Below are 23,751 nucleotides of genomic sequence, written 5' to 3' on the forward strand. Positions count from 1 at the left end.
CACGCCGGCGCCCGACGCGCCATCGGGCCCCGCGGAGCCCTCCCCTCGGCGTCGACGGGCCCGCGTCCTGGCATGATGTCCCGATGCGCGACCTGGGCCTGCTCCCCAAGGCGCACCTCCACCTCCACTTCACGGGCTCGATGCGCGTGTCCACGCTGCTCGAGCTCGCCGAGGCCGAGGGGGTCCGCCTGCCCGCGAACCTCACGGACGACGTGGCCCTGCGGGTCCCCGCCGACAAGCGCGGCTGGTTCCGGTTCCAGCGGGCCTACGACGCCGCGCGCGCGGTCGTGCGCTCCGAGGCCGCCATGCGCCGGATCGTCGCCGAGGCCGCCGCCGACGACGCCGCCGAGGGCTCCCGCCGGCTCGAGATCCAGGTCGACCCCACGAGCTACGCGCCGTTCGTCGGCGGGATCACCCCGGCGCTCGAGATCGTGCTCGACGAGGCCGCCGCCGCGTCCCGCGCCTCCGGCGTCCAGGTCGCCGTCGTCGTGGCGGCGTCCCGAACCCGGCACCCGCTCGACGCGCGCACCCTCGCCCGGCTGGCGGCACGCCACGCCGGGGACGGGGCCGGCCAGGTCGTCGGCTTCGGGCTGAGCAACGACGAGCGCCGCGGGACCACGTCGGACTGGGCGGCGGCCTTCCGGATCGCCCGTCAGGCCGGGCTCGCCGCGATGCCGCACGGCGGGGAGCTCCTCGGCCCGGACCACGTGGCCGACGTCGTCACCCACCTGCGCCCCGACCGGCTCGGGCACGGTGTCCGCCTCGCCGAGGCCCCCGACCTCCTCGCCCGGGTGGTCGACGCCGGGATCGCCCTCGAGGTGTGCCCGGCCTCCAACGTCTCCCTCGGCGTGTACCCCACCCTCGCGGACGTCCCCCTGCGCACGCTGATCGACTCGGGAGCGACCGTCGCGCTCGGCGCCGACGACCCGCTGCTGTTCCTCTCCCGCCTCGCCGACCAGTACACGGCCGCGCGCGAGGTCCACGGGCTGTCCGACGCCGAGATCGCGACCCTTGCGAAGGGGTCGCTCACCGCCTCGCGGGCCGACCGGCGGGACGTCGCCCGGTGGGCGGCCGAGGTGGACGCCTGGCTCGCGGACGACGCATGAGCGGCGGACGCCTGCGGTGGTGGCGACGGCTCACGGTCGCCGCGGCGGACCTCGTCTCCCCGCCCGCCGGGCAGCAGGTGCGCCTGCGGCCGGGGTCCCGGCGCACGGTCGCCAGGCTCTCGCGCACGGTGACCTCGATGCGCCTGCTCGACGGCGCGTTCGTCCGCGTCCACCGTGTGGGCGCACCAGGGGCCGGCGCGGAGCGGCACAACCCCGACGTCCCCGGGGACGGCCGGGTGACGTTCGTGCTCCTCCACGGGGTCGGGCTCTCGTCCGTCTACCTGCTGCCGCTCGCGGAGGACCTCGCGGTCCACGGGGAGGTCCTCCTCGTCGACCTGCCCGGGTTCGGCGACGTCCCGCCGCCTGCCCGCACGCTCGGCATCGACGGGCTCGCGGAGGTCGTCGACGACGTGCTCGTGGCCGCCGGCGTCCACGACCCGGTGCTCGTCGGGCACTCGATGGGCGCCCAGGTGGCGGTCGAGCTGATGGCGCGCCGTCCCGAGGCCTACCACCGCACGGTGCTCGTCGCGCCGCCGGTCAACGCCGCCGAGCGCCACCCCCTCACCCAGCTGTGGCGCTACCTCCAGTCGGCCGTCCACGAGACGCACCGCCTCCGGCTGCTCGCCACCCGCTCCTACCTCACCGCGACGACCCGGTGGGTGGCCGACATCCTGCCCGAGGTGATGGGCTACCGGATCGAGGAGCGCCTGGCGCTCGCCTCGGCGGAGGCGACCGTGTCGATCCTCCACGGCGAGCACGACCGGCTCGTCCCGCCGGACTGGGCGACGGACCTCGCGGGCCGGGTGACCCGGTGCGAGGTCGAGCTCGTGCCCGGCGCCGCGCACTCGGTCGTCGTCGAGGACCATCCCGCGGTGGTGCGCGCCGCGCTCGCGCACCTCGCCGTCGACGAGCGGAGCGGACCGGGCTCGGCGGTCCCCCCGGGTTCCGCGTCCGACGACGGCCGGAGCCTGACGGACGAGTCGTGAGCACGGCCTCCCCCGGTCCTGCCGGCCCCGCGGGTCCCGCCGCCTCCGCCCGGCGCGCCGCGCGCCGCGGTGCCGAGCTCCTCACCCGCCCCCTCGCCCACGGGCTCGACTACGCGTGGGTCGCGGCGACGGCGGCGCGCTCGGCCGGCGGACTCCTGCGCCGGGACCGCTGGCGTCCCGGCACCTCCGCCGGCACCGACACCGCCGCCGCGCCGGTCCTTCTGCTCCCCGGCGTGTACGAGTCGTGGCACATGCTCGCCCGCGTCGGCCGGGCGATCGTCGATGCGGGCCATCCGGTCGGCGTCGTCCCCGACCTCGGCCTCAACGGGCGTCCGGTGGCCGACGGGGCGCGGCGCACCGCCGACCACCTCGCGCGGCTCGGCCTGCGCGGGGTCGTCCTCGTCGCCCACTCCAAGGGCGGGCTGGTCGGCAAGGCGACGATGCTCGGGCCCGAGGGGCACCGGGTGGCGGGCCTCGTGGCGGTCGCGACGCCGTGGCGCGGCTCGGTGTGGGCGCGAGCCTTCCCGCCGCGATCGGCGGTGGGCGCCCTCAGCCCGCGTGGGCCGGACCTCGTCCGGCTGGCGGGGCGGACCGACGTGGACTCCCGCATCGTCTCGCTCGCGCCCGCGTGGGACCCGCACATCCCGGGCGGCTCGTTCCTGCCGGGCGCGCGCAACGTGCGGCTGCGCGAGCGCGGACACTTCCGCCCGCTCGGCTCACCCGCGGTGCACGCCCTGGTGGTGGCGCACGTCCGCCTGCTCGCGGCGGACGCTCAGGGCGGGCAGGACAGGTAGGACCAGGTGAGCCTCCTGAGTCACCCGAGCCGCCGCGCGACCTCCATGACCCACTCCCGCTGGCGCCTCGTCTCGACCGCCCGCCGGCGGTAGTGCCCGCGCACCCGGTCGACCGCCCGATCGGGCGGCAGGCCGCTGAGGACCGCGAGGACGGGGAGCGCCGTGCCGGTCCGCCCCGTCCCGCCGCCGCACGCGACCTCGACCCGTTCGGTCACCGCCCGCGCGTGCGCCTCGCGCAGCGCGTCGAGCGCGTCGTCGGTCGAGGCGGGCAGGCCGAAGTCGCGCCAGCGCACCCAGCGGTGGGGCCACCCGACGTCCCGCGGCGCGCGCCCGAGGAGATGGACGGCCAGGTCGGGCGGCTCGACGCCGCCGCGCGGGCGACGGACCCCGGTCCCGCGCACGCGCCGCCCGTCGGGGAGCTCGACAACGCCGGGGACGTCGCCCCAGGCTGTCACGCGTCCGCGCTCGGGGCAGTCACGCGGTGTCGCGCCAGATGCCGCCGGTCCGCTCGACGGCCCGGGCGAGCGCCGGGCGCGCGTCCGGGGCGAGGTCGAAGGCGTTGACGACGACCTCGAGCGGCCCCCGCGCGAGCGGCGCCAGCTCCTCCAGCGCCCACAGCAGCGACTCGACGACCAGGGCGTGCGGGTTGCCGAACACGCCCCCGCCGACGAGCGTGAGGACGACCCGCTCCCGGCCGGTGGCGAGCGCCCCGAGCAGCGTCCCCAGGTAGGCGGCGCGCAGCAGCTGCCGCATGACGTCGAGGTGGGCGCCGGTGGTCGCCCCGTCCCCGTAGCCGCCGTGCGCGAGCGCCGCGGTGAGCACCTGCGCGATGCGGGGGCGCCCGTCGACCCGCCCGTGCCACCCGGCGCCGAGCACCACCTCGACGTCGTCCTGCACGCCGACCCGGATGTCCTCGAAGCGCTCGGCGAGCGCCTCGGCGACCGCGGGGAGGTCGGCGAGGTACTGAGCGCTGAGGTACCCGGACCGCACGGCGCCGAGGTGCGCGGGCAGCGCGTCGGCCAGGAGGTCGACCTGCCGCCCCGCCCTCTGCTCGAACGTGCCGCCGGCGCCGTCGGGCGCCGCGTAGTGCCGCAGAAGCGTGCCGGGGAAGGCGCCGATCGAGGCCCGCGGTCCCTGCGTCGGGTCGGAGAGGTAGTCCGCCACCGGTACGAGGGACGGGCCGGGCGACTCGAGGCAGTTGAACTGGGAGGCGACCTGGAAGAGGGTCCCGCCCGCCGCGAACGCCTGGAGCGCACCGATGTCGGCCGTCGTGCCGCCGCCGTGGAGGACGGACAGCACCGGTGACGAACCGCGCTCGCCGGACCGGGCGGTCGCGCCGGACTCGCCGGCGTCGACGGCACGCCGCCGCAGCTCCCCGATCGTCGGCGTGGAGAACCGGCCGGCTCGGTACGTCCGCTCCCCCACCACGAGGTCGTACCCGCCCGCCGGGTCGCCGACGAGCGCGCCGCCGGCCCGTGCCGCCGCCTCCGCGGCACCCACGAGCGCCCGTGCCCGTCCCGGCGTCGCGTCGCCCTGCCGGCTCGCGGCCACGAGCCGCTCCGCCTCGCGGCGGTCCGCGTCGCTCCCGGTGAGGGCGACGTCGAGGAGGTCGCGGTCCATCAGCGCAGGACGCCCGTCACAGCTCGACGCCGAGGAGCACCGGCTCCGGGACGAGCTCGACCCCGAAGGCCGCCGCCACGCCGTCCCGCACCTCGCGGGCGAGCGCCACGAGGTCGACGGCGCGCGCGCCACCCCTGTTCGTCAGGGCGAGCGAGTGCCTGGTCGAGATCGCCGCGGGACCGGGCATGGCGTGCCCCTTGTGGAAACCGGACTGGTCGATGAGCCAGGCCGCCGAGGACTTCACCCAGGTCTCGCCCGACCCGTCCGGCGCGGGCGCGTCGAACCGGGGGGCGTCGTCGGGCAGGTTCGCCGCCTGCGCGGGCGGGAGGATCGGGTTGGTGAAGAACGATCCGGCGGACCACGTGTCGTGGTCGGCGTCGTCGAGCACCATGCCCTTGCCCCGGCGCAGCTCGAGGACGGCCTCGCGGGCCTCGCTCGAGCGCACGCGGGCACCGACCTCGACGTCGAGCCGCCGGGCGAGCTCCGGGTAGCGGATCGGCGCGGACATGATCGTCGGGGGCGTCTGGAAGGCGACGTCGAGGACGACCCACCGCCCCGTCGGTCCCCACGTGCGGCCGCCGCCGGCGTCGGCGTCGCTCAGCGAGCGCTTGAGGACCGACGTGCGGTAGCCGAGGCCGAGCTCCGTGAGCGCGAGCGTGCGCGGGCGGCCCGCGAGGCGGTCCCACACCCGGACGTGGCTGAGCACGCCGGCGACCTCCTGCCCGTAGGCCCCGACGTTCTGCACGGGGGTCGCTCCCGTCGAGCCGGGGATCCCGGAGAGGGCCTCGAAGCCGGAGGCCCCCTCGGCGACGGCGCGGGCGACCACGTCGTCCCACACGGCGCCGGCCGGGGCGGTGAACTGCCCGCCGCCGCAGCCCTCGACGCTGTCGACCTCGAGCTCGCGCCGCATGTCCCGCACGACGACGCCGTCGAACCCCTCGTCGGCCGCGAGCAGGTTGGAGCCGCCGCCGAGGACGAGGACGGGCGTGCCGGCGTCGTCGGCGGCCCGGACGGCGTCGACGATCTCGTCCGCGCTGTCGGCCTCGACGAGCTCGCCGACCGGCCCGCCGACGCGCAGCGTGGTGAGGTCGGCGAGCGTGGGGGCCGCGGTGCGTGCTCCCACGGCGCTCACAGCGCCCTCGCGAGGTCGACCGTCACCCGGGCGCGGGTGAGGACGGCGACGCCCTCGTGCCGGACGTCGACGTCGACCCGGACCGTGGTCCCCTCGACCTGGCCGGCCACACCGACGACCTCGAGGCTGGTGCCCTCGCCGGCGGGGACGACGACGGGGCGGGCGAACCGGGTCTGGACGTCGAGGACGGCCGCCGGGCCGCCCGCCCACGTCTCGACGAGGGCCGCGGCGATGCCGAGCGTGGCCATGCCGTGCGCGATGACGCCGGGCAGGTCGACCGACGCCGCGACGGCGTCGTCGTGGTGGATGGGGTTGAAGTCGCCCGACGCGCCGGCGTACCGGACGAGGGACGTGCGCGTGACGGGCACCGTCTCGCGCAGGAGCTCCTCGCCCACCTCGGGGACGGGGCGCGGCGCGGCGGTCATGCGTCCCCCCTGACGGCGAGCGTGGAGGTGACGGTGGCGACCGGGTCGCCCGTGCCCTCCTCCGCGATGTCCGCGCGGGTGGTGACGAGCGTGAGGGCGCCGCGGGCGAGGATCCGCTCGACGACGACGGTGGTGCGCAGCCGGTCGCCGTCGACGATGGGCCGGTGGTGCGAGAGCCGCTCGTCGGCGTGGACGACGCGGGAGAAGTCGATGCCCGACTCCGGCGAGGCGACGTACGCCTGCTCGGCGCGCTGCGCGAGGATCACGGCGAAGGTGGGCGGGGCGACCACGCCGGGGTAGCCGGCGGCCCGTGCCGCCTCCGCGTCGGTGTGGAGGGGGTGGGTCGCGCCGGTGGCCACCGCCATCTCGGCGATCTTCGCGGCGGAGACGACGTACGTCTCGGTGGGGGCATAGGTGCGCCCCGCGAGCGTCGTGTCGACGCCGGCGGGGCGCGGTGGAGTCTCGGTCATCGGCCCAGGCTAGCCGCGGGCGACGACGGCGTGCTCCGAGTGGTCAGCGGGTCTCGCGGTGACCGGTCTTCGCGTTGCAGCGGGGGCAGAACTTCTGCAGCTCGAGGCGGTCCGGGGTGTTCCGCTTGTTCTTCTTGGTGATGTAGTTCCGGCCCTTGCACGTCTCGCAGGCCAGGGTGATCTTCGGGCGGATGTCCGCCGACTTGGTGGCCATGATGTCCTCGTTCCTGTCGCTGAGCCCATCACCGCCGATGTGCGGTGCGGGCGCGGTAGCGGGAGGGGGGCTCGAACCCCCGACCTCACGATTATGAGTCGTGCGCTCTGACCAGCTGAGCTACCCCGCCACGCGTCCACGAGTGCGTCCACGCGTGGGCGCAGGCGGTGATGCTCGTGAACCGAGCCCCGAAAGGGAATCGAACCCTTGACCTTCTCCTTACCATGGAGACGCTCTGCCGACTGAGCTATCGGGGCGTGCCTCGGTCAGCTCACCGAGGCAGCGCGGACGAGCCTACAACGCGGCGACGGGGCCGGGCCAACCACAGAGGCCTCCTCCCGCGGTGAGTGTGCTCACAGGGCCCTGCCCACCCCCGGAACGACGAGGGCCGGACCCGCGCTGCGGGTCCGGCCTCTCGGTGGCGAGTGCAGGATTCGAACCTGCGAAGCTTGCGCGGCTGATTTACAGTCAGCTCCCTTTGGCCGCTCGGGCAACTCGCCTCGGCACCCTCGCGGGTGCGGATGGCACGATATCAACATCCGGGCGCCGGTCCGAAGCCGTCAGGGCGAGTCCTGCGTCACCCATCCGTCCCGTCCGCGACGGGACCCGTTCCTCATCGGAGGCTCACATGGCCGACTCCTCGTTCGACATCGTGTCCAAGGTCGACCGCCAGGAGGTCGACAACGCGGTCAACCAGGCCGCGAAGGAGATCGGGCAGCGCTACGACTTCCGGAACGTCGGCGCGTCGGTCGAGCTCAAGGGGGACGTCGTGGCGATGGCGGCGAACACGGCCGAGCGGGTGCTCGCGGTCCTCGACGTGCTCGAGACGAAGCTCGTCCGCCGCGGCGTCTCGCTCAAGGCGCTCGACCTCGGGGAGAAGGAGCCCGTCCAGTCGGGCAAGGAGTTCCGCCTCGCCGGCCCGCTCAAGGAGGGCCTCGACCAGGACGTGGCGAAGAAGATCACCAAGCTGATCCGCGACGAGGGGCCCAAGGGCGTCAAGGCGAACATCACCGGTGACGAGATCCGCGTGAGCAGCAAGTCCCGCGACGACCTCCAGGCCGTCATCGCCCTGCTCAAGCGGGCCGAGGACATCGACGCGGCGCTCCAGTTCGTCAACTACCGCTGACGCGGGAGCGGCGTCTCAGGCGGTCGCGCCGAGCAGTCCCTCGAGGGCGTCGACCGTCGGGGCCGCGATCGTCTCGTCGCGCAGTCCGGGCGTGGCGACCACGTGCGCGACGGCCTCGCCCGCCTGGTCGGCCGTCAGCCATTCCTTCTTCCCCTGCGGGCGGGAGCGGCTGACGATCGGTCCGAGGACGAGGGAGACGGCGCGCGGCGAGCCGGCCGCCTCGGCGCTGACGACCTGGCGGAGCATGAGCTGGGCCGCGCCCGCCATGCTCACCGGGCCGGCCGTCGCGACGGCCTCGACCGAGGCCGTCCCGGTGATGAACGTGTACGAGCCGTCGGCGGGCAGGGCGCGGACGAAGGCCCGGGCGAGCGCGACGTGCGTAGTGACGGTGCTGAGGAAGTCCCGGCGCCAGGTCTCCTCGGTCAGCTCCCAGACGTGCTCCCCCTGGTGCCAGCCACCGATCGCCGCGACGGCGTCGGTGAGCCCGTGGTCCGCGAGGCGGTCGGCGAGCGCCGCGGCGTCGTCGAACGACTCGTAGGGGTGGTCGACGAGCTCGAGCCGCGCGGCCCGCTCCGCCCCGAGCAGCTCGCGCAGCTCGGCCAGACGGCCCGGGCGGGCGCTGGGGACGACCACGCGCGCCCCGGACGTCAGGAGTGCGCGGACGATCCCCTCGCCGACGTTGCCGGTGCCACCGGCGACGAGGACGGTGCGGGCGGACAGGTCGTGCGCGCTCATGGCTGCTCCCGGTGCGCCGGGACGGCGGCGCGGGGACGACGATACGCCCGCTCAGACGGCCGGGCGACCCTCCTCGGTGCCCTGCGCCGGCTCGCCGGACAGCGCGAGCAGACGCGGGAGGAGGTCGGCGAGGGTGACCACGCCGACCCGGCCGTCCGTGCCCGTGACGAGGGCGATGTGGTGGCGCCCCACGCGCATGAGCTGTGTCGCCTCCGTCAGCGGCGTCGACGCGTCGAGGGCGAGCAGTGCGCGCACGTGCGGCGCCACGGGCGACCCCGGGGGTGCCATGAGGGTGTCGCGCACGTGCAGGACACCCGTGTACCGGCCGGCCTCGCCGACGACGAGCCGCAGGTGCCCCGAGGTGCGGGCGAGCTCCTGTGCGTCGGCCGCCGTCGCCCCCGGCGGGATCGCCGTCACCTCGTCGTCGCCCAGGACGTCGGCCATCGTCGCCGCACGCAGGTCGAGGACGCGCGTGAGCGACTCGTACGAGGTGGGGTCGAGCGCCCCGACCTCGGCGGAGTGCTCGACCAGGTGGCGCAGGGCGTCGGGGTCCTGCCCGGCCTGGACCTCGTCGACGGGCTCGACCCCGGCCTTGCGGGCGAGCCAGTTGGCCTGGCCGTTGAGCATCCGCAGCAGCGGCCGGGTGAGCGTGAGGAAGCCGCGCATCGGGAGGGCGAGCAGCATCGCGGAACGCTCGGGGTGGGCGATCGCCCACGACTTCGGGGCCATCTCGCCGACGACGAGGTGGATGAACGTGACGACGACGAGGGCAGCCACGAACGCCACGACGTCGGCGGCCACGTACGGCATGCCGGTGAGCTCGAGCAGCGGGGTGAGCGCGTGGTGCACCGCGGGCTTCGTCGTGGCACCCAGCGCGAGCGTGCAGACGGTGATGCCGAGCTGGGACCCGGCGAGCAGGAGGGTGAGCTCGGAGCTGCTGCGCAGGGCGGCGCGGGCCGAGCGGGACGTGGGCGCGAGCTCCTCGATGCGGTGCCGCTTCGCGGACACCAGCGAGAACTCGGTCGCCACGAAGAACGCGCTGGCCGCCACGAGACCGATCGTCACGAGGACGACGACGAGGGGGCTCATGCCTGCTCCTCCGCGTCGTCGGCGCGCAGGGCGTCGCCGAGCAGCGGCTCGTCGCTCTCCGGCCGGGTGACGGTGAGGCGGATCCGGCTCGGCACCCACCGGTCGATCTCGAGAACCTCGGCGTGCAGCACGCCGGGCTCGGGGTCGTCGCTGCGGGCGAACTCGCCGGGGTCGATGGGGAGCTCGACGTCGACGGCCTGACCCACCTCCGGCAGCCCGTCGGCCACGTCGATGACGAGGCCGGCGATCGTCTCGTAGTCGCCGTCGGGGAGCGTCAGTCCGAGCGCCCGCTCGATCTCGTCGAGGTGGACGTCGCCGGGGGCCTCCCACTCGCCGGGCTCCCGGCCCGGGGCGAGCTCCTGCGGGGCCGGGTCGTGCTCGTCGGCGATCTCGCCGATGAGCTCCTCGGCGAGGTCCTCGAGCGTGAGGACGCCCGTGAAGCCGCCGTACTCGTCGACCACGCACGCGATGCGGCCGCCGTGGCCGAGGTCCTCCATGGCCGTGGTCAGCGAGGACAGGTGGGAGACGACGAACGGCTCGCGCATGATCTCGGTGACGGGTGCGTCGCCCGGGAGCTCGGTGCTGAGGAGGTCGTTGAGGTCGACGATCCCGAGGACCTCCTCGGAGTCCTCCGCCAGCACGGGGTATCGGGTGTGCCCGCCGGCCATGACCTCGCGCAGGCCGGCGACGGTCAGGGTCTCGCGGACCACGTCGACCTGGGCGCGCGGGATCATCGCGTGCTCGACGTCGCGCTCGGGGAAGTCGAGGACGCGGTCGAGCAGCGTGGACATCGAGGGCGAGAGCGTCGCGGCCTCGCGCGACTCGGCGACGATGCTGCGCAGGTCACGGGCGGAGGCGGAGTGCTCGACGTCGTGCACCGGCTCGATGCGCAGGAGCCGCAGCAGCAGGTTGGAGGCGGCGTCGAAGACGCGGATGAGCCAGCCGAACAGCCGCAGGTACCACGTGGTCGACGGCGCGAGGCGGTCGGCGAGCGGGCCCGGGGACGCGATCGCCACGTTCTTGGGGAACAGCTCCCCGAAGAGCATCTGGACGTAGGTGGACAGGACGAGGGCGAGCACGGCGCCGATCCCGACGGCGACCGCCGTGGTCAGGCCGGCGGAGCCGAGGATCTCCCCGAACGCCTGCCCGACGAGCGGCTCGGCGACGTAGCCGACGAGCAGCCCGGTCACCGTGATGCCGAGCTGGGCGCCCGAGAGCATGAACGACGTCCGACGCGTGATCGCGAGGGATCGCGCGGCGGTCCGGTCGCCCGCGGCGGCGCGGGCGGCGAGCCTGGAGCGGTCCACCGAGATGTAGGCGAACTCCTGGGCGACGAAGTAGGCGGTGGCCGCCGTGATGAGGACGATGACGAGAACGCCGACGGCGATCGACACCGCCGGGATCACTCCGCACCCCCCGGGCGTGGTCGGGCAGGGGGCACGGGGCTGGTACTTCGGCCGGGCATCGGTGTCCTCGGGTCGCGGTGGAGCGGGTGCACGCAGGCTACAAGCATGCGACGCCCCTCGTGCGCATCGACGGCCCCCGACCCCGATCTACCCTGTCCCCGTGCCCCACGACCCCTCGAGCTACGGCGCGGCACCGCCGCCCGGCCGCGCGTCGACGAACCCGTACGGGAGCCCTCCGTCCGGCGGTCCCGCGGCGGGCTCCGACGTCGAGGCGATGCGGGTGGCCGCCGACGCATCGCCGTGGGCGCCCGTCGCCACCCGTGCCGACCACGAGCACCCGCGGGCAGCGCAGGGGTACGGCCGCCACGCGTCGCCCTGGTCGTGGCACTCGCTCCGCCCGAGGGTCGGCGCGACCCTGCACGGGCTCGTCCGGATCGGCCGCTGGCTCCTGCTCCCGCTCCTCGTGATGCTCGTCGTCGCGATCGTCCTGCACTCCCGGATGAGCAACGGGCGGGTCGACGTCCCCCTCGACGGGACGCCGACGAGCGTGACGGTCGAGCGCGGGTCCGACGTCTGGCTCTGGGTGCCCGAGGACGCGCCGGGCGTCGACTGCTCGGCCACCGACTCCGAGGGGCTCGGGCTCGAGCCGCGCTGGCTCCTGCGGCAGCTGACGAACGACGACCTCGTCTCGGCGCTCGTCATGCCCAGCGGGTCGACCGGCACGTTCGAGATCGCGTGCGAGCCGGCGGACGACGGGCAGCTCGTGCCCGCACCGGCCACGGCGCACGTCGGGGTGGCACCCGCGCCGTCCGCCGACCGGGTCGCGGCGTACTACACGCTCACGCGGGTGAGCACGGCGGGGCTCGTCGTCGTCGGGGCCGCCACGGTCGTGCTGTGGATCCTGTGGGGCGTCCTGCGCGCGGCGCGCGTCCTGCCCCGGCTGCGCTGACGACCGGCCGGACGGGACGACCGCTCAGACGAGCGGGCCGACGTCCTCCTGGCCCCGCGCGATCGCGGTCATCGCCTCGCGGGCGACGACCTTGACGCGCTCGCGCACGTGGGCGTCGGTCTCGCCGAGCCGCCGCTCGAACGCGTCGAGGGCCTCCCAGCCGGTCCAGTCCGTCCACGGGACCCCGGCGGCGTCGAGCTCCGCGGTCAGTCCGTCGCGGCCGGCCCGCTCCGGGCCCGTCCCGAGGACCCCGGCCTCGACGTCCTCGACCACGTGGCCGATCGTCTGCTGGGCGTCCGACTTCGTCGACCCGATGAGGCCGACGGGGCCGCGCTTGATCCATCCGGTGACGTAGACGCCGGGGACGAGCTCGCCGTCGTCGCCGAGGATGCGGCCCTCGACGTTGGGGATGACGCCGCCGCGGACGTCGAACGGGAGGCCGTCGATCGGCGCCGAGTAGTAGCCCACGGCCCGGTAGACCGCCTGGACGGGGGTCTCGACGAGCTCTCCGGTCCCGCGGACCGACCCGTCGCCGGTCAGCTCCGTGCGCTCGGTGCGCAGCGCGGTCACGCCCTCCTCGGGCGTGCCGAGCACGGCCGCCGGCGAGTGGAAGAGGTGGAGGTGGATCCGCCGCGACGCGGTGAGCGTCGCGGGGTCCCGCATGGCGAGGTCCATGAGGGTGTTGACGACCTGCTTGGTCTGGTTCGACGAGCGGATCGCCTCCTCGGACCCCTCGTCGAAGTGGAAGTCCTCCTCGTCCACCAGCAGGTCGACGTCGGGCACCTTGGCGAGCTCGCGGAGCTCGAGCGGGGTGAACTTGACCTGGGCGGGGCCGCGGCGGCCGAACAGGTGGACGTCGGTGACCGGGGAGGCCTCGAGGCCGGCGACGACGTTGGCCGGCACCTCGGTCGTCAGCAGGTCCTCGGGGTGCTTGGCGAGGATCCGGGCCACGTCGAGCGCGACGTTGCCGACGCCGAGGACGGCGATCTCGCGGGCCGTCAGGGGCCACGTCCGCGGCACGTCGGGGTGGCCGTCGTACCAGGACACGAAGTCGGCGGCGCCGTGCACGCCCGGCAGGTCGACCCCCGGGATGTCGAGCGGGGCGTCGGCGTCGGCGCCGGTCGAGACGATGACGACGTCGTAGAGCTCGCGCAGCCGCTCGAGGCTGACGTCCTTCCCGACGTCGACGTTGCCGAGCAGGCGGACGTCGCCGCGCGAGAGCACCTTCTCGAGGGCCCGGATGATGGCCTTGATCCGCGGGTGGTCCGGGGCGACCCCGTAGCGCACGAGCCCGAACGGGGCGGGCAGGCGCTCGAGGAGGTCGATGCGGACGTCGAGCCCGGAGGCCGAGAGGATGTCGGCGGCGTAGGTGCCGGCCGGGCCGGCGCCCACCAGGGCGACGTGCAGGGGGCGTGCGCTGGTCACTGCGTCCTCTCGGTGCGCGGAATGGTCCGTCGGCCAGTGTAGGTCCGCCCCGCCGCGCCGGGAGTGCCGTCCGGCGTGAGGTCAGCCGCGTCTGCGGGGCGAGCGGGCGAGCAGACCGGCTCCCCCGACGACGACGAACGCCCCGAACACCCACCAGGCCGCCGTGCCCTTGACCGCGTCGAGCGGGTCCGCGGGCCGCTCCGGCACGGGGACGTACGTGGGCGCGTCGGCGCTGGGGGCCTCGTGGACCGGGCTCGGCGGGCCGGGGGCCGCGCCGTCGTCGACGAACGCGAGCGCGTCGTAGGGCGCGACGATGCCCCAGCCGAGCTGGTCGGTGCGCTCGTCCGGGACCGCGCGCACCGCCGTGGACATGAGTCGGTGCTCCCACTGCGCGGGCGTCTCGTCCGGGTACTCGGCGGCCACGAGCGCGGCGATCCCGGCGACGTACGCCGTCGACCAGCTCGTCTGCCCGCCGCCCGGGGAGGAGTAGCACGGGCCGAGGTCGAGGTACTGGTACCAGGCCGGGTCGCCGGGTGCCGCGACCTCGACGTGCTCGCCGGGGATCGCGTCCTCGGTCACCTCGCCCTCGATCGTCGAGGCGGTCACCGCGAGCGCGCCCGGGTAGGCCGCCGGGTAGCGCGGGCCCGGCTCGACGTTGTCGGTGGTCCCGGCGTTGCCGGCACTGGCCACGACCAGCGAGCCGGAGGCGGCGGCGTGGGCCACCGCGTCACGCATCGCCGGGTCGTCCCGGTCCTGCGACATCGAGACCGAGATGATCTGCGCGCCCTGGTCGGCGGCCCAGCGGATGCCCTCGGCGATCCGGCCGGCGTCGGTGCCGTAGCCGGCCTCCTGGAGCTCGTCGTCCTGGTCGGTGACGTAGACGCGCACGGGGAGGATGTCCGCCTCGGGGGCGAGGCCGACCACCTGCGTGCCGTCGACGTCGCGGGCCGCGATGAGGCTCGCCGCGGCGGTGCCGTGGGAGTGGACGTCGGTGCGGCCGTCGGAGCTCGAGAGCGCCGGACCCTCGGTCACGCTCTCCGAGCCGGGCACGGTCCCCATCGGGTCGAAACCGGGCAGGACGACGTCGTCGGCCGGCATCTGCGGGTCGCTCGGCAGGACGCCGGAGTCGACGACGGCCACCGTGACGCCCTCGCCCCGCGAGATCTCCCAGGCCTGCTCCATCCCGAGCGCCGGGAGCAGCGGCGACGGCTCGGTCGGTTCCTCCTCGGGCGTGCAGCCGTCGGGCAGCTCGAGCTCGGTGACCGGGGCGACGGGTCCCGGCGCCGCCTGCGCCAGGGTGCCCGGGCCGAGCGCGCCCAGGACCGGTGCGGCGAGGATCGCACCGCCCGCGAGCGCGGCGGCGAGCGCTCCCGCGGGCCGGTCGGCGCGGCCGGTCCTGCACCGCGCGTGACGTCCGGTCACGAGCCGTCGCTCGCGGTCTCGCCAGATCCTCCGGTCGCCGTCTCGCCGCCGGTTCCACCGGTCGCGGTATCGCCGCCGGAACCGGTGTCGTCGCCGGAGGACTCCTCGGGGGTGGTGGCGGTCCCGCTGGGCGACTCGCCGTCCGGGGCGCCGAGCGCCGGGAGGTCGAGCGGCTGGAGGCCGGGCCCGTGCGGGAAGAGCCGGACCCACGGGTTCGGCACGGTGGCCCGGTCCTCGAGCTCGTAGCCGAGCATCCCGAGGGTCTCGCCCCGCGCGCCGAGCAGCGGGTAGGCCCGCCCGGTCTCGTCGATGAAGAAATCGGCCGTGAGCAGTCCGCCGCCGGACCCGGAGACGAGGGCGCCGGAGCTGCCCTGGACCACGACCGTGTCGTCGCCGACCTCCGGGACGTCATGGCCCGCGACGAGCACCGACGAGGCGGACGCGTCCATCGCGTCGGACACGAGCTGGGCGCAGGGTGCCACCCCCTCGTCGTCGACGACCGGTCCGGCGATCTCGTCTGGCCAGTCGGCCGGGTCCGCGTCGTCGCCGCTCGGCATCTGGCCGAGGTCGCCGGCGCTGACCGCCATGGCGTCGCGCTCGAGGTGCTCGCCGTCGCCGAGCCGGTACATCTCGTAGCCGACCGCGCTCAGCGGCTGCAGCTCACCGGCGGCGCCGAGGATGTAGTACGAGACGTCGTCCCCCTCGCCCATGGAGACGGCCTGCCCCGCGAGGACGTCGGGCATCCCCTCGATCGGTTCCGGCATCGGGTCGCCGGCGCCGGGGTTCGACATGGGGCCGAGCGGCGTGCCGGGGGCGAAGAGCTCGAGCCAGGCGGCGGAGGTCTCGACGACGGGCGCCGAGTCGAGGCGGAGCGCCCGGACGATGGCCTCCTCGTGCTCGGCGTCGATCTCGTGCCGCGTGGCGCCCGAGACGAGCCACAGGACGCCCTCGACGCGGACGACGGTGGCGCGGTCCTCCGCGGGCTCGGCCGAGACCTGGGTGCCGTCGGTGTCGATCGTCGGGCGCCCGACCGCGGTCCACGAGGCCCCCGACGGCGCGAGGCAGGAGAGCCACTCGTCGTTGACGAGGTCGCCCGGCTCCGGGAGGGAGTCGGGGGCGTCCGGGATCCCGACCGTCGGGCCGCGCGTGACGCCGGCGACCTCCTCCTGGGACAGGGTGTGGACGTCCATCTCGCCCGCGCCGAGGACGAGCCGCGCGGAGGCCGTGTTGAGCACCGGGTACATCACGCCCTCGGACGTGACGTACCGGGAGCCGTCCTCCTCGATGATGACGAGCGACCCGGCCTCCCAGCCCTCCGGGGTGCCCGGGGCGAGCCACCGAGAGACGAAGCCGCCCGCGAGGATGAGCCCGACGAGCACGAGGCCCCCGACGACGCCGCGCCACGGCTTGCCCGGCTCGAGCTCGCGTCCGTCCGGCGCGCCGGAGACGAACGAGGTGACGAGGCGCTGCCGGTTGAACCTCTGCGCGTCGAGGATGTCCTTGTTGGAGGCCACCTACACCACACCCGTGGCGAACGCCGCGAGGGGCAGGACGGCGAGCACGCAGATCACCTCGAGGGTGTCGCCCACCCGCTGGAGGGCGGGCCGGGGCCCGGGGCTGAGCACGGCCATGCCGACGATGCCCACCGTGAGGGCGGCGACGACGATCGCGACAGCGAGCCACCAGTCGGGGTGGACGACGACGGCGGTGAGGCCGACGAGCGCCGCCCCTGCGACACCGGTCGCCGTCATGACGATGACGTCGCGGCGCGCGTAGATCTCGCGCACACCGAGCACGAAGGCCACGCAGATGACGAGGACGAGCGCGGTCCCCCACACCCCGGTGGCGACCGCGTGCGGCGTGGCGAGCAGGATGGCCGCGGCGCCCGAGAGACGCATCGCCAGCAGCAGCCGGGACCCGCGGAGGAACTCGGACCGGACGCGCGCGGCGCGGATCTCCTGCCGTTCGGCGTCGAGCTCGGCCTGGTTGCGGGGAACCGTCACCCGGATGCCCGTCATCGACAGGGCGATCCAGGGCGCGGAGGAGAGCACGATGCCGGACACGGCGACGATGCCGGCGGCCACCTGGCCCGTCCGCAGGTCGGTGACGAGCGGCAGCCCGCCGAGCGCGAGGAGGGCGAGGCCGACGAGGACCGGGACGCCGGCGTACTCCCGCACGGACCCGAGGAAGGGCAGGGCGAGGGCGCCGACGGCGAGGACGCCGAGCCCGCCGTAGGCGAGCGGCTCCCCCGTCATCGGCCCCACGCCGAGGGCGAGGCCGGCGGTCAGGGCGAGGATCGAGGTCGCGCCGAGCATCGTCAGGCTCGCGGCGCCCCGGCCGAGGGCGGCGAGGACGCCGGTCACGCCGAGCGAGAGCACGGCGGCCGCGCCGGCGACGACCGGGACGAGGAGGGAGGAGTCGTCGGCGGTGAGCAGGACGACGCTGCCCGTGACGACGAGGACCAGGGTGGCCACGAGCGTCATGCGGGCCGAGTCGGCGGGCGTCCATGCCTTGTGCTGGTCCTCGACGGCGTCGGAGACGGCCTCGACGAGGTCGTCGTAGACGCGGCCCGCGGTGCCGGCGTCCCGGGCGACGAGGGCGAGCAGGGCGCCGTCCTCGATGCCCTGGGCGGCGAGCGACTGGTCGGGGGCGAGCTCGGTGCCGTCGGTGCGCGTGAGCCGGTAGCCGGTGACGGCGGCGCGAACCTCGAGCATCCCGAGCCTGCGGGCCAGGCCCGGCACGATCTCGGCGACCGGCACCGAGCCCGGCAGCGCGAGGTCCGTGCGGTCGTCGCCCTCGACGAGAGTCACCCGGACCACGGTGCCGACGGCGCGGCGGCTGACTGCCTGGCTCACGCGGTGCCCTCCCTCGACGCGATGTGTCGCGCCCGTGTCCTGAGCGCCCGCACGAGGATATCTGCAGCGGGCGGCGGGACAGGTCACGGACGTCGCACGACCGGTCACGTCCCGTGCCTGGAAGGTGTCCGGAGGGTGACGGATCGGTGACCGTCGCGTGCTCCCCTGGCGGGTCGTCACCGACCGCACGAACACTGGTCCCCGACCAGGTCGCAGGGGTGGGGAGGTCTCCCCGAGGAGGGCGGCTCCCGGCATCCGTCCGTGGCCGTAACGTGATGGTCGACGTCGAGAGCGGGTCAACCGGATCGGCGGAGTCAGGCCCCACGGGGCATCGGGTCCAACAGGTCCCACTCACGAGAGATTCAGTAGGAGGACAGCATGAACACCGTTGAGGCAGGCGAGGGCGCACTCGAGACCGCCGCTGGTCGTGTGGACGAGACCAAGGCCACCGTCGAGGGCGAGTTCACCCGACTGGGTGGCCAGCTCCAGGGCATCGGCATGCAGTGGACCGGCGCCGCGCGCCAGGCGTTCGACCGCGCGATGGTCCGCTGGGACGAGGAGGCCCGCCACACGAACGAGGTGCTCACCACCCTCGCCGAGAACCTGCGAGGCACGCAGTCCTCGTTCACCGCCCAGGACGAAGAGGGCACCGTCAACTTCAACCAGCTGCTCGGCTGACCCGACACACGACCTAAGAATTGGGAGCTATCCAGATGAACGACATCCGCGTCACTCACGCAGCCCTTCAGTCCGGCGCCGCCGACATCAGCTCGGCCGGCCAGCGGATCCGTCAGCACCTCGACGACCTGCACAGCGGGACCGCCGACCTGCGCGAGCGCTTCCACGGTGAGGCCCGCCAGGCCTGGGACACCGCCAAGCACCACTGGGACCAGAACATGGAGGACGTCGACTCCATCCTCATGCTCATCGAGTCCCTCGTCCTGCGCAGCCAGGGCAACTTCGCCGACGCCGACCGCATCTCGGCCGGCAACTTCGGCGGCAACGTCTGACACACGCAAGCCTCGGTCGCACCGGGACCGGACGGTCCCGGTGCCTCCGTGGCTCTCGTGCGTCGGCGCGTGTGGTGCCGTCCGGCCGAGCGCCGTTCCCGGTGCGGCGGAGAGATGAACTGGAGAGAGGTCCGGAATGAACATTGTCCTGGAGCCCGAGGTGCTGCGCGCTCGCGTGAACTACCTCGACACCGTCGTCACCGAGCTGACCAAGCTCAACGACGACATGAACAACGACGGCGTGAGCCAGCAGGCCATGTGGTCGGAGCTGTCGACGGTGAGCCGCATCGGGTCACCGCTGGCGACCGCGACCTTCGACCTCGCGACCGGGGTCACCGAGCTGCTCCGCAGCGCGGACAACATCCGCCTCGCGCTCGTGCGCGCGGCAGAGAACCTCGCCGAGACCGACGAGACGCTGATGGCGGACCTCGAGGCCATCGGCGAGCAGATCGACGAGGCCACCCCGCCGCCCCCGCCCGGGCCGCGCGGCGGACCGACCCCGATTGCGGTCTGAGCACGAGCCAGGACGATCGAGAGCTGACGAGATGACGTACCACAAGACCCAGCCGACCACGCTCACCGAGACCCTCGCGCGGATCCAGGGGCTCGAGAAGAGCGGCCTCCAGGGCATCGAGACCAACTTCACCGGCTACGCCGACCGGCTCGACGACCTCGCGTACGAGATGCGCACCCGGCGTGCGGAGCTCGGCATCGAGGGAGAGACGGGCGACGCCGCCGGCGCCGGATTCTCCGACCTCGAGGCGTGGGCCCGGCACCGGGCCGCCGAGGCCGAGGAGATCGGCAACGCGGTCCGCGAGGCGCGGACGGCCGGCGACGAGGCGCACTCGACGTACCGGATGGAGAGCGGCGACTGGTCCAACGACTCCGCGCGGGAGCGCTGGGACGAGATGACGGACGACGAGCAGCGCGAGCTCATCCAGCGCTACGACCTGCCGGCCGGCGAGACCATCGAGTCGCTCGACTACCGCGTCGAGGACGCGATCGACATGATCCCCGAGATCACGCCGGCGACCGGCTCCCCGTTCAAGGACCGGCACTACACCCCGGACCGCGGCGGCACGGACCACACCCGCTCGGGCGCGCCGCTGCCGGGGGGAGGTGGCAGCGGGACGGTCCCGACCTCTCCCCCGCCGCCGAGCGGGCCGGAGGGGCCGCGGGTCGGCGTCATCACCCCGACCCCGCCCGCTCCCGACCTGCCCGAGCCTCCGGGGACGAACCCTCAGCCGCCGCCCGGCGTCATTCGTCCCACGCCTCCCGACCTGCCGCCGACCGTCCCGCCGCAGGACCCCTGGGAGCCGCCGGTCGTCCTCCCGCCCCCGGGGCTCCCGGTCGACCCGCCGGCGCCGCCGCCGAACATCGACGCGCCGATGCCTACGGTCCCGACGCTGCCGGCCCCGCCGACGCCGACCCCGAACCCGATCATGCCCGGCCCGGCGCCGGTCCCGCCGCCCGGTGGTGGCGGCATGCCCGTCCCTCCGCCGATCGCCCCGGGCATCCCCGGTCCCGGCCTCGGCGGCCGTCCGCCCGGCGGTGGAGCCACGCCCGGACGCCCGCCGATCCACACCATCGGTGGCCCCGGTGCGGGCCGCCCCGGCGGCGCCGCTCGCCCCATCGGGGGCGGCGCCGGCGGTCGCGGGCTGCCCGGCGCACCGGGTCGTCCCGGCGCGGGTGCGGGCATGCCGCCCGCGGGCCGCGGCGGAGCCGTGGCCGGACGCGGCGCCACCGGCGCGCGCGGCGGTGCCGCGGGCACGCCTGGACGCGCCGGCATGGCCGGAGCCCCGGCCGGTGGATCACGCGGTGCGGCCCGGCCCGGCGTGGCCGGAGCCCCCGCGCGTGGAGCAGGTGCGGCAGGCCGCCCCGGCGCCGCAGGTCGGCCCGGAGCCGCCGGTGCGGGCGCCGCAGGACGCGGTGCAGGCGCGGTCGGCCGTCCCGGTACGGGTGCGGCGGGCCGTCCCGGAGCGGGAGCCGGCGCAGCCGGACGCGGTGCTGCCGCGGCCGGGCGCCCCGGTGCAGGCACGTCCGGACGTCCCGGAGCGGTCGGAGCTCCCGGCGCCGCCGGTCGCGGCGGCGCGGCGAACGGTGCTCGCGGGGCGGCTCGTCCCGGCACCCTCGGCTCCCCGGCCGGTGCGGGTTCGACGGGCGCGGCCGGTCGGGCCGGCGCGGGGGCCGCTGGTCGCGGCGGTGTCCGTCCGGCGTCGCCCGCCGTCGGCCGGTCGGGTGCGACCGCCGCTCGCGGCGGTGCCGCCGGCGGCTCGGCGCGCGGCCCCATGGGCGGCATGATGGCCGGCCGCCCGGCCGGGAAGGACAAGGAGCGCAAGCAGGGGGAGGTCGAGCACATGGACCTCGTCGAGCAGCTCGAGACCGAGAAGGCGCCCACGACCGCCGCGGGTGCTGCCAAGGGCTCGCGCACCGACTCCCGCTCGGCGCCGACGATCGCGACCGAGACCGAGAACGACGACTGGTGAGTGGTCCGGGAGCGGCGCACCCCGCACGGTGCGCTGCTCCCGACCGATCCCGTCCCGCTGATCCGCGAGAGGAACGACGATGGCGATCGAGCTCCAGCCCGAGGTGCTGGCGGCGCGGGTCCGGCTGCTCTCGACCACCGTCGAGGAGGTCCAGGAGATCCGCACCGAGGCGTGGAGCGGTCGCTACGACCACAAGCCCGGCTGGTCCGACCTCTCGACGATCAATCGGATCAGCGACCAGGTCTCGGAGCGGATGTATGAGCTCGGGGACGCGATGACGGCGCTGCTGTTCGAGCTCGACGGGCTCTCCCGCGCCCTCGAGGACTCCGCGGCACTCATCCAGGGGGTCGACGAGGAGACGACCGACCTGCTGGAGAAGACCCGGGAGCGACTCAGCGACATGGAGCTCGGCAACTTCAACGACCGCTAGGACGACCGACGCGTCCGCGCGCGGGGAGAGGACACAGGACCTTCCGATGAGTGACGAACCGACGACCCTGACCGAGACCCTGCGCAGGATCGGCCCGTTCCAGACGAACCCGATCGACAGCTACTCCACGAACCTCACCGGCCTGGCGTCGCGCCTCCGCACGCTGGCGGAGGACCTCGGCGCTGCGTCCGGGAACCTCGGGATCGAGGGCCAGGCCGGCGACGAGGCCGTGCTGGCGTTCGGTCGGGTCCAGCGCTGGGCCGAGCACAGGGCCGACGAGGTCGACCAGGTCGCCGCCGCCGTGGACTACGCGCGCGGGGCCGGCAGCTCCACGCAGACCTACTACTTCGACCTCAACGAGAGCTACACGGCCGCTCACGAGGGCGACAACTGGGACGACTCGCGTGTGCAGGAGTACAACCTCGCCGCCGGCGAGGCCATCGAGTCGCTCGACTATCAGGTCGAGGACGCGATCGCCATGCTTCCGGACATCGCCGACCCGAGCGGCGAGATCCCCGGTGCGAGCGGCGAGGAGCCGCCCGGCGGCGGCGGGCTCCCTCCCGGCGGTGGCGGCGGGCTCCCTCCGGGTGGCGGCGGCGGACTGCCGCCCGGTGGCGGTGGTGGCGGTGGGTCGCACGTCGTGCCGCCCCCCGGCGGGCCTGGCGGTCCCGGCGTCCCGCCTCTTCCGTTCAACCCGCCCCAGCCTCCCGAGCCGCCGTACTACCGCGACCCGGACGTCGACCCACCCGGGCCGCCGGACGACCGCTACCCGTGGCCGGACCCGCCCGAGCGTCCCGAGCGCCCGGTTCCGCCGGACGACCGCTACCCGTGGCCGGACCCGCCCGAGCGTCCCGAGCGCCCGGTTCCGCCGGACGACCGCTACCCGCGGCCCCAGCCTCCCGAGTACCCGGGTCCGCCCGACCGCACGGGCCCGCCGGGGAACGAACCGCCTCGACGGCCGGACTTCTACCGGCCGCCGCTGCCCCCGATCCCCGACCCGGGCCCACCACCGTCGGTCGACTCGCAGCTCCCGACGCTGCCCGGCGGCCCCGGCGCAGGTCCGGGCCTGGGCGGACCAGGCACACTTCCCGGCGCCCCGGGCGCAGGCCCCGGCATCGGTGGACCCGGTGCACTTCCGGGCGCCCCCGGTGGCGGCGTCGGCGTCGGCGGTCCCGGGGCTCTCCCGGGCGCACCCGGCGCCGGCGGGTCCCCCGGGATGATCGGCCCCATGATGGGTGGCGCCGGAGGCGCCGCCGCTCGAGGCGGACCGGGTGCGCGCGGGGGCGTCGGAGCTCGTCCGGGCGCCGCGGGGCGCCCTGGCATGGTCGGCCCCATGATGGGCGGGGCCGGCGCGGGCGCCGGTGGCCGTGGTGGCGGCCGGGCAGGTTCCGGCCGGGCGGGTGCCGGTCGCGCCGGTGCCGGGCGCGCAGGCACCGCGGGCCGCGCCGGCATGGCCGCGCCGCTCATGGGTGGCGCCGGCGGCTCGAGCGGACGAGGCGCCAACGGCCGCGGGGCGGCCCGCCCGGGCGTCTCCGGACGCACCGGCGCCGCACGCGCGGCCGGACCCGACGCAGGACGCTCCGGCGCAGCCGGTCGACCGGGCGCCGGCAGCGGCAGCGCCGGTCGAGCCGGCGCGGGCGCGGCGGGCCGCGCGGGCATGGCCGGTCCCCTCATGGGTGGGGCCGGCGCAGCAGGCGCTGCGGGTCGCGGCACCGGCGGCCGTTCGGGCGGCGCGGGTGCCGGGCGCGCGGGAAGCGCCGGACGTGCCGGAAGCGGCGGAGGTGCCGGCCGGGCCGGGGTCGCCGGCCCCGGGGTCATGGCAGGCGCCGGTGGCCGTGGTGGCGGCCGTCGCTCGAAGGACCAGGCGAACGAGGCCGAGCACATGGACCTCGTCGACCAGATCGAGACCGACGAGCGACCCGCTCGCGGTCTCGCCGACCGAGGAGGGCGCCGCGGCGAGTCCCGCCCGGCGCCCCGGCTGAGGACTCCCGACGAGTCCGACGAGTGGTGAGACGACGACAGAAGTGACGACCAAGAATCGGGGCGCATCGCCGTAGTAGCCGGACGGGCG

Annotated in this window: 24 protein-coding genes and 3 tRNA genes; 11 read left to right on the plus strand and 16 right to left on the minus strand. The window is 75.5% G+C overall.

From position 1 onward, the window contains the following. The first annotated feature begins 83 nt into the window (after nt 1–83). The 3 genes from ACPYO6_RS03980 to ACPYO6_RS03990 are packed head-to-tail and all read left to right on the plus strand — an operon-like array spanning nt 84 to nt 2,886. Entirely contained in the window at nt 84–1,106 is a 1,023-nt protein-coding gene (locus ACPYO6_RS03980) for an adenosine deaminase (protein ID WP_425713597.1), read from the plus strand. Beyond that, nucleotides 1,103–2,092 (plus strand): alpha/beta fold hydrolase, encoded by a 990-nt coding sequence (locus ACPYO6_RS03985; protein ID WP_425713598.1) that lies wholly within the window; start codon nt 1,103–1,105, stop codon nt 2,090–2,092. The genes ACPYO6_RS03980 and ACPYO6_RS03985 overlap by 4 nt, the downstream gene beginning before the upstream one ends. Next, nucleotides 2,089–2,886 (plus strand): esterase/lipase family protein, encoded by a 798-nt coding sequence (locus ACPYO6_RS03990; RefSeq protein ID WP_425713599.1) that lies wholly within the window; start codon nt 2,089–2,091, stop codon nt 2,884–2,886. The genes ACPYO6_RS03985 and ACPYO6_RS03990 overlap by 4 nt, the downstream gene beginning before the upstream one ends. Nucleotides 2,887–2,906: 20 nt before the next feature. Here the strand turns inward: ACPYO6_RS03990 and ACPYO6_RS03995 are convergent, their stop codons facing one another. The 9 genes from ACPYO6_RS03995 to ACPYO6_RS04035 all read right to left on the minus strand — a co-directional run bounded on the left by ACPYO6_RS03995 (nt 2,907) and on the right by ACPYO6_RS04035 (nt 7,247). Continuing rightward, a complete protein-coding gene (locus ACPYO6_RS03995; RefSeq protein WP_425713600.1) occupies nt 2,907–3,341 on the minus strand; it encodes a protein-tyrosine phosphatase family protein in 435 nt (144 codons plus the stop codon). A gap of 19 nt (nt 3,342–3,360) precedes the next feature. Then, nucleotides 3,361–4,506, minus strand: a complete 1,146-nt coding sequence (locus ACPYO6_RS04000; RefSeq protein ID WP_425713601.1) for a hypothetical protein — start codon at nt 4,504–4,506, stop codon at nt 3,361–3,363. Nucleotides 4,507–4,522: 16 nt separating this feature from the next. Further along, nucleotides 4,523–5,629: a UDP-N-acetylmuramate dehydrogenase gene (locus tag ACPYO6_RS04005; protein ID WP_425713783.1), complete on the minus strand. Its 1,107-nt coding sequence runs from the start codon at nt 5,627–5,629 to the stop codon at nt 4,523–4,525. 5 nt (nt 5,630–5,634) lie between these two features. After that, nucleotides 5,635–6,063: a MaoC/PaaZ C-terminal domain-containing protein gene (locus ACPYO6_RS04010; protein WP_425713602.1), complete on the minus strand. Its 429-nt coding sequence runs from the start codon at nt 6,061–6,063 to the stop codon at nt 5,635–5,637. Beyond that, entirely contained in the window at nt 6,060–6,533 is a 474-nt protein-coding gene (locus ACPYO6_RS04015; RefSeq protein WP_425713603.1) for an FAS1-like dehydratase domain-containing protein, read from the minus strand. Before ACPYO6_RS04015 ends, ACPYO6_RS04010 begins: the two co-directional genes overlap by 4 nt. Nucleotides 6,534–6,576: 43 nt before the next feature. Beyond that, nucleotides 6,577–6,747 (minus strand): 50S ribosomal protein L33, encoded by a 171-nt coding sequence (gene rpmG, locus ACPYO6_RS04020; RefSeq protein ID WP_425713604.1) that lies wholly within the window; start codon nt 6,745–6,747, stop codon nt 6,577–6,579. Between the two features lie 56 nt (nt 6,748–6,803). Beyond that, nucleotides 6,804–6,877, minus strand: a tRNA-Met gene (locus ACPYO6_RS04025). Between the two features lie 54 nt (nt 6,878–6,931). Next, nucleotides 6,932–7,004: transfer RNA gene (locus ACPYO6_RS04030), tRNA-Thr, on the minus strand. A gap of 162 nt (nt 7,005–7,166) precedes the next feature. Beyond that, nucleotides 7,167–7,247 (minus strand) — tRNA-Tyr (locus ACPYO6_RS04035). Between the two features lie 128 nt (nt 7,248–7,375). Here ACPYO6_RS04035 and ACPYO6_RS04040 point away from each other — a divergent pair. Further along, nucleotides 7,376–7,873, plus strand: a complete 498-nt coding sequence (locus ACPYO6_RS04040; RefSeq protein WP_425713605.1) for a YajQ family cyclic di-GMP-binding protein — start codon at nt 7,376–7,378, stop codon at nt 7,871–7,873. 15 nt (nt 7,874–7,888) lie between these two features. Here ACPYO6_RS04040 and ACPYO6_RS04045 read toward each other — a convergent pair whose 3' ends face one another. The 3 genes from ACPYO6_RS04045 to ACPYO6_RS04055 are packed head-to-tail and all read right to left on the minus strand — an operon-like array spanning nt 7,889 to nt 11,091. Then, nucleotides 7,889–8,608 carry an SDR family NAD(P)-dependent oxidoreductase gene (locus ACPYO6_RS04045; protein ID WP_425713606.1) on the minus strand — a complete coding sequence of 240 codons (720 nt, stop codon included), beginning with the start codon at nt 8,606–8,608 and terminating at the stop codon, nt 7,889–7,891. A gap of 51 nt (nt 8,609–8,659) precedes the next feature. After that, entirely contained in the window at nt 8,660–9,697 is a 1,038-nt protein-coding gene (locus tag ACPYO6_RS04050; RefSeq protein ID WP_425713607.1) for a CNNM domain-containing protein, read from the minus strand. Continuing rightward, nucleotides 9,694–11,091 carry a hemolysin family protein gene (locus tag ACPYO6_RS04055; protein ID WP_425713608.1) on the minus strand — a complete coding sequence of 466 codons (1,398 nt, stop codon included), beginning with the start codon at nt 11,089–11,091 and terminating at the stop codon, nt 9,694–9,696. The genes ACPYO6_RS04050 and ACPYO6_RS04055 overlap by 4 nt, the downstream gene beginning before the upstream one ends. A gap of 172 nt (nt 11,092–11,263) precedes the next feature. Between ACPYO6_RS04055 and ACPYO6_RS04060 the strand changes: the two genes are divergently transcribed. Next, a complete protein-coding gene (locus ACPYO6_RS04060; protein WP_425713609.1) occupies nt 11,264–12,052 on the plus strand; it encodes a hypothetical protein in 789 nt (262 codons plus the stop codon). Nucleotides 12,053–12,076: 24 nt separating this feature from the next. On the opposite strand, the gene ACPYO6_RS04065 is transcribed toward ACPYO6_RS04060, so the two are convergent. The 4 genes from ACPYO6_RS04065 to eccD all read right to left on the minus strand — a co-directional run bounded on the left by ACPYO6_RS04065 (nt 12,077) and on the right by eccD (nt 17,754). After that, nucleotides 12,077–13,477: an FAD-dependent oxidoreductase gene (locus ACPYO6_RS04065; protein WP_425713610.1), complete on the minus strand. Its 1,401-nt coding sequence runs from the start codon at nt 13,475–13,477 to the stop codon at nt 12,077–12,079. Nucleotides 13,478–13,558: 81 nt separating this feature from the next. Continuing rightward, the gene (locus tag ACPYO6_RS04070) at nt 13,559–14,899 is read right to left on the minus strand and encodes a S8 family serine peptidase (RefSeq protein WP_425713611.1); all 1,341 of its coding nucleotides are present in this window, start codon (nt 14,897–14,899) and stop codon (nt 13,559–13,561) included. Then, nucleotides 14,896–16,413, minus strand: coding sequence for a type VII secretion protein EccB (gene eccB / locus ACPYO6_RS04075; protein ID WP_425713612.1), 1,518 nt, complete (start codon nt 16,411–16,413; stop codon nt 14,896–14,898). Before eccB ends, ACPYO6_RS04070 begins: the two co-directional genes overlap by 4 nt. Continuing rightward, nucleotides 16,414–17,754, minus strand: coding sequence for a type VII secretion integral membrane protein EccD (gene eccD, locus ACPYO6_RS04080; RefSeq protein WP_425713613.1), 1,341 nt, complete (start codon nt 17,752–17,754; stop codon nt 16,414–16,416). It abuts the gene before it with no gap. Between the two features lie 378 nt (nt 17,755–18,132). Between eccD and ACPYO6_RS04085 the strand changes: the two genes are divergently transcribed. The 6 genes from ACPYO6_RS04085 (at nt 18,133) to ACPYO6_RS04110 (ending at nt 23,691) form a co-directional block, all read left to right on the plus strand. Then, nucleotides 18,133–18,432, plus strand: coding sequence for a WXG100 family type VII secretion target (locus ACPYO6_RS04085; RefSeq protein WP_425713614.1), 300 nt, complete (start codon nt 18,133–18,135; stop codon nt 18,430–18,432). A 35-nt stretch (nt 18,433–18,467) separates the two neighbouring features. Beyond that, the gene (locus ACPYO6_RS04090; RefSeq protein WP_425713615.1) at nt 18,468–18,764 is read left to right on the plus strand and encodes a WXG100 family type VII secretion target; all 297 of its coding nucleotides are present in this window, start codon (nt 18,468–18,470) and stop codon (nt 18,762–18,764) included. Nucleotides 18,765–18,900: 136 nt separating this feature from the next. Further along, complete coding sequence (locus ACPYO6_RS04095; protein ID WP_425713616.1) at nt 18,901–19,278, plus strand: hypothetical protein; 378 nt, start codon at nt 18,901–18,903, stop codon at nt 19,276–19,278. A 31-nt stretch (nt 19,279–19,309) separates the two neighbouring features. Beyond that, nucleotides 19,310–21,250: a hypothetical protein gene (locus ACPYO6_RS04100; RefSeq protein ID WP_425713617.1), complete on the plus strand. Its 1,941-nt coding sequence runs from the start codon at nt 19,310–19,312 to the stop codon at nt 21,248–21,250. Nucleotides 21,251–21,329: 79 nt separating this feature from the next. Continuing rightward, entirely contained in the window at nt 21,330–21,680 is a 351-nt protein-coding gene (locus tag ACPYO6_RS04105) for a hypothetical protein (protein ID WP_425713618.1), read from the plus strand. Nucleotides 21,681–21,726: 46 nt separating this feature from the next. Then, entirely contained in the window at nt 21,727–23,691 is a 1,965-nt protein-coding gene (locus ACPYO6_RS04110; RefSeq protein WP_425713619.1) for a hypothetical protein, read from the plus strand. Nucleotides 23,692–23,751 lie beyond the last annotated feature (60 nt).

Source organism: Georgenia sp. Z1344 (assembly GCF_049856295.1).
Classification (GTDB): Bacteria; Actinomycetota; Actinomycetes; order Actinomycetales; family Actinomycetaceae; genus JB111.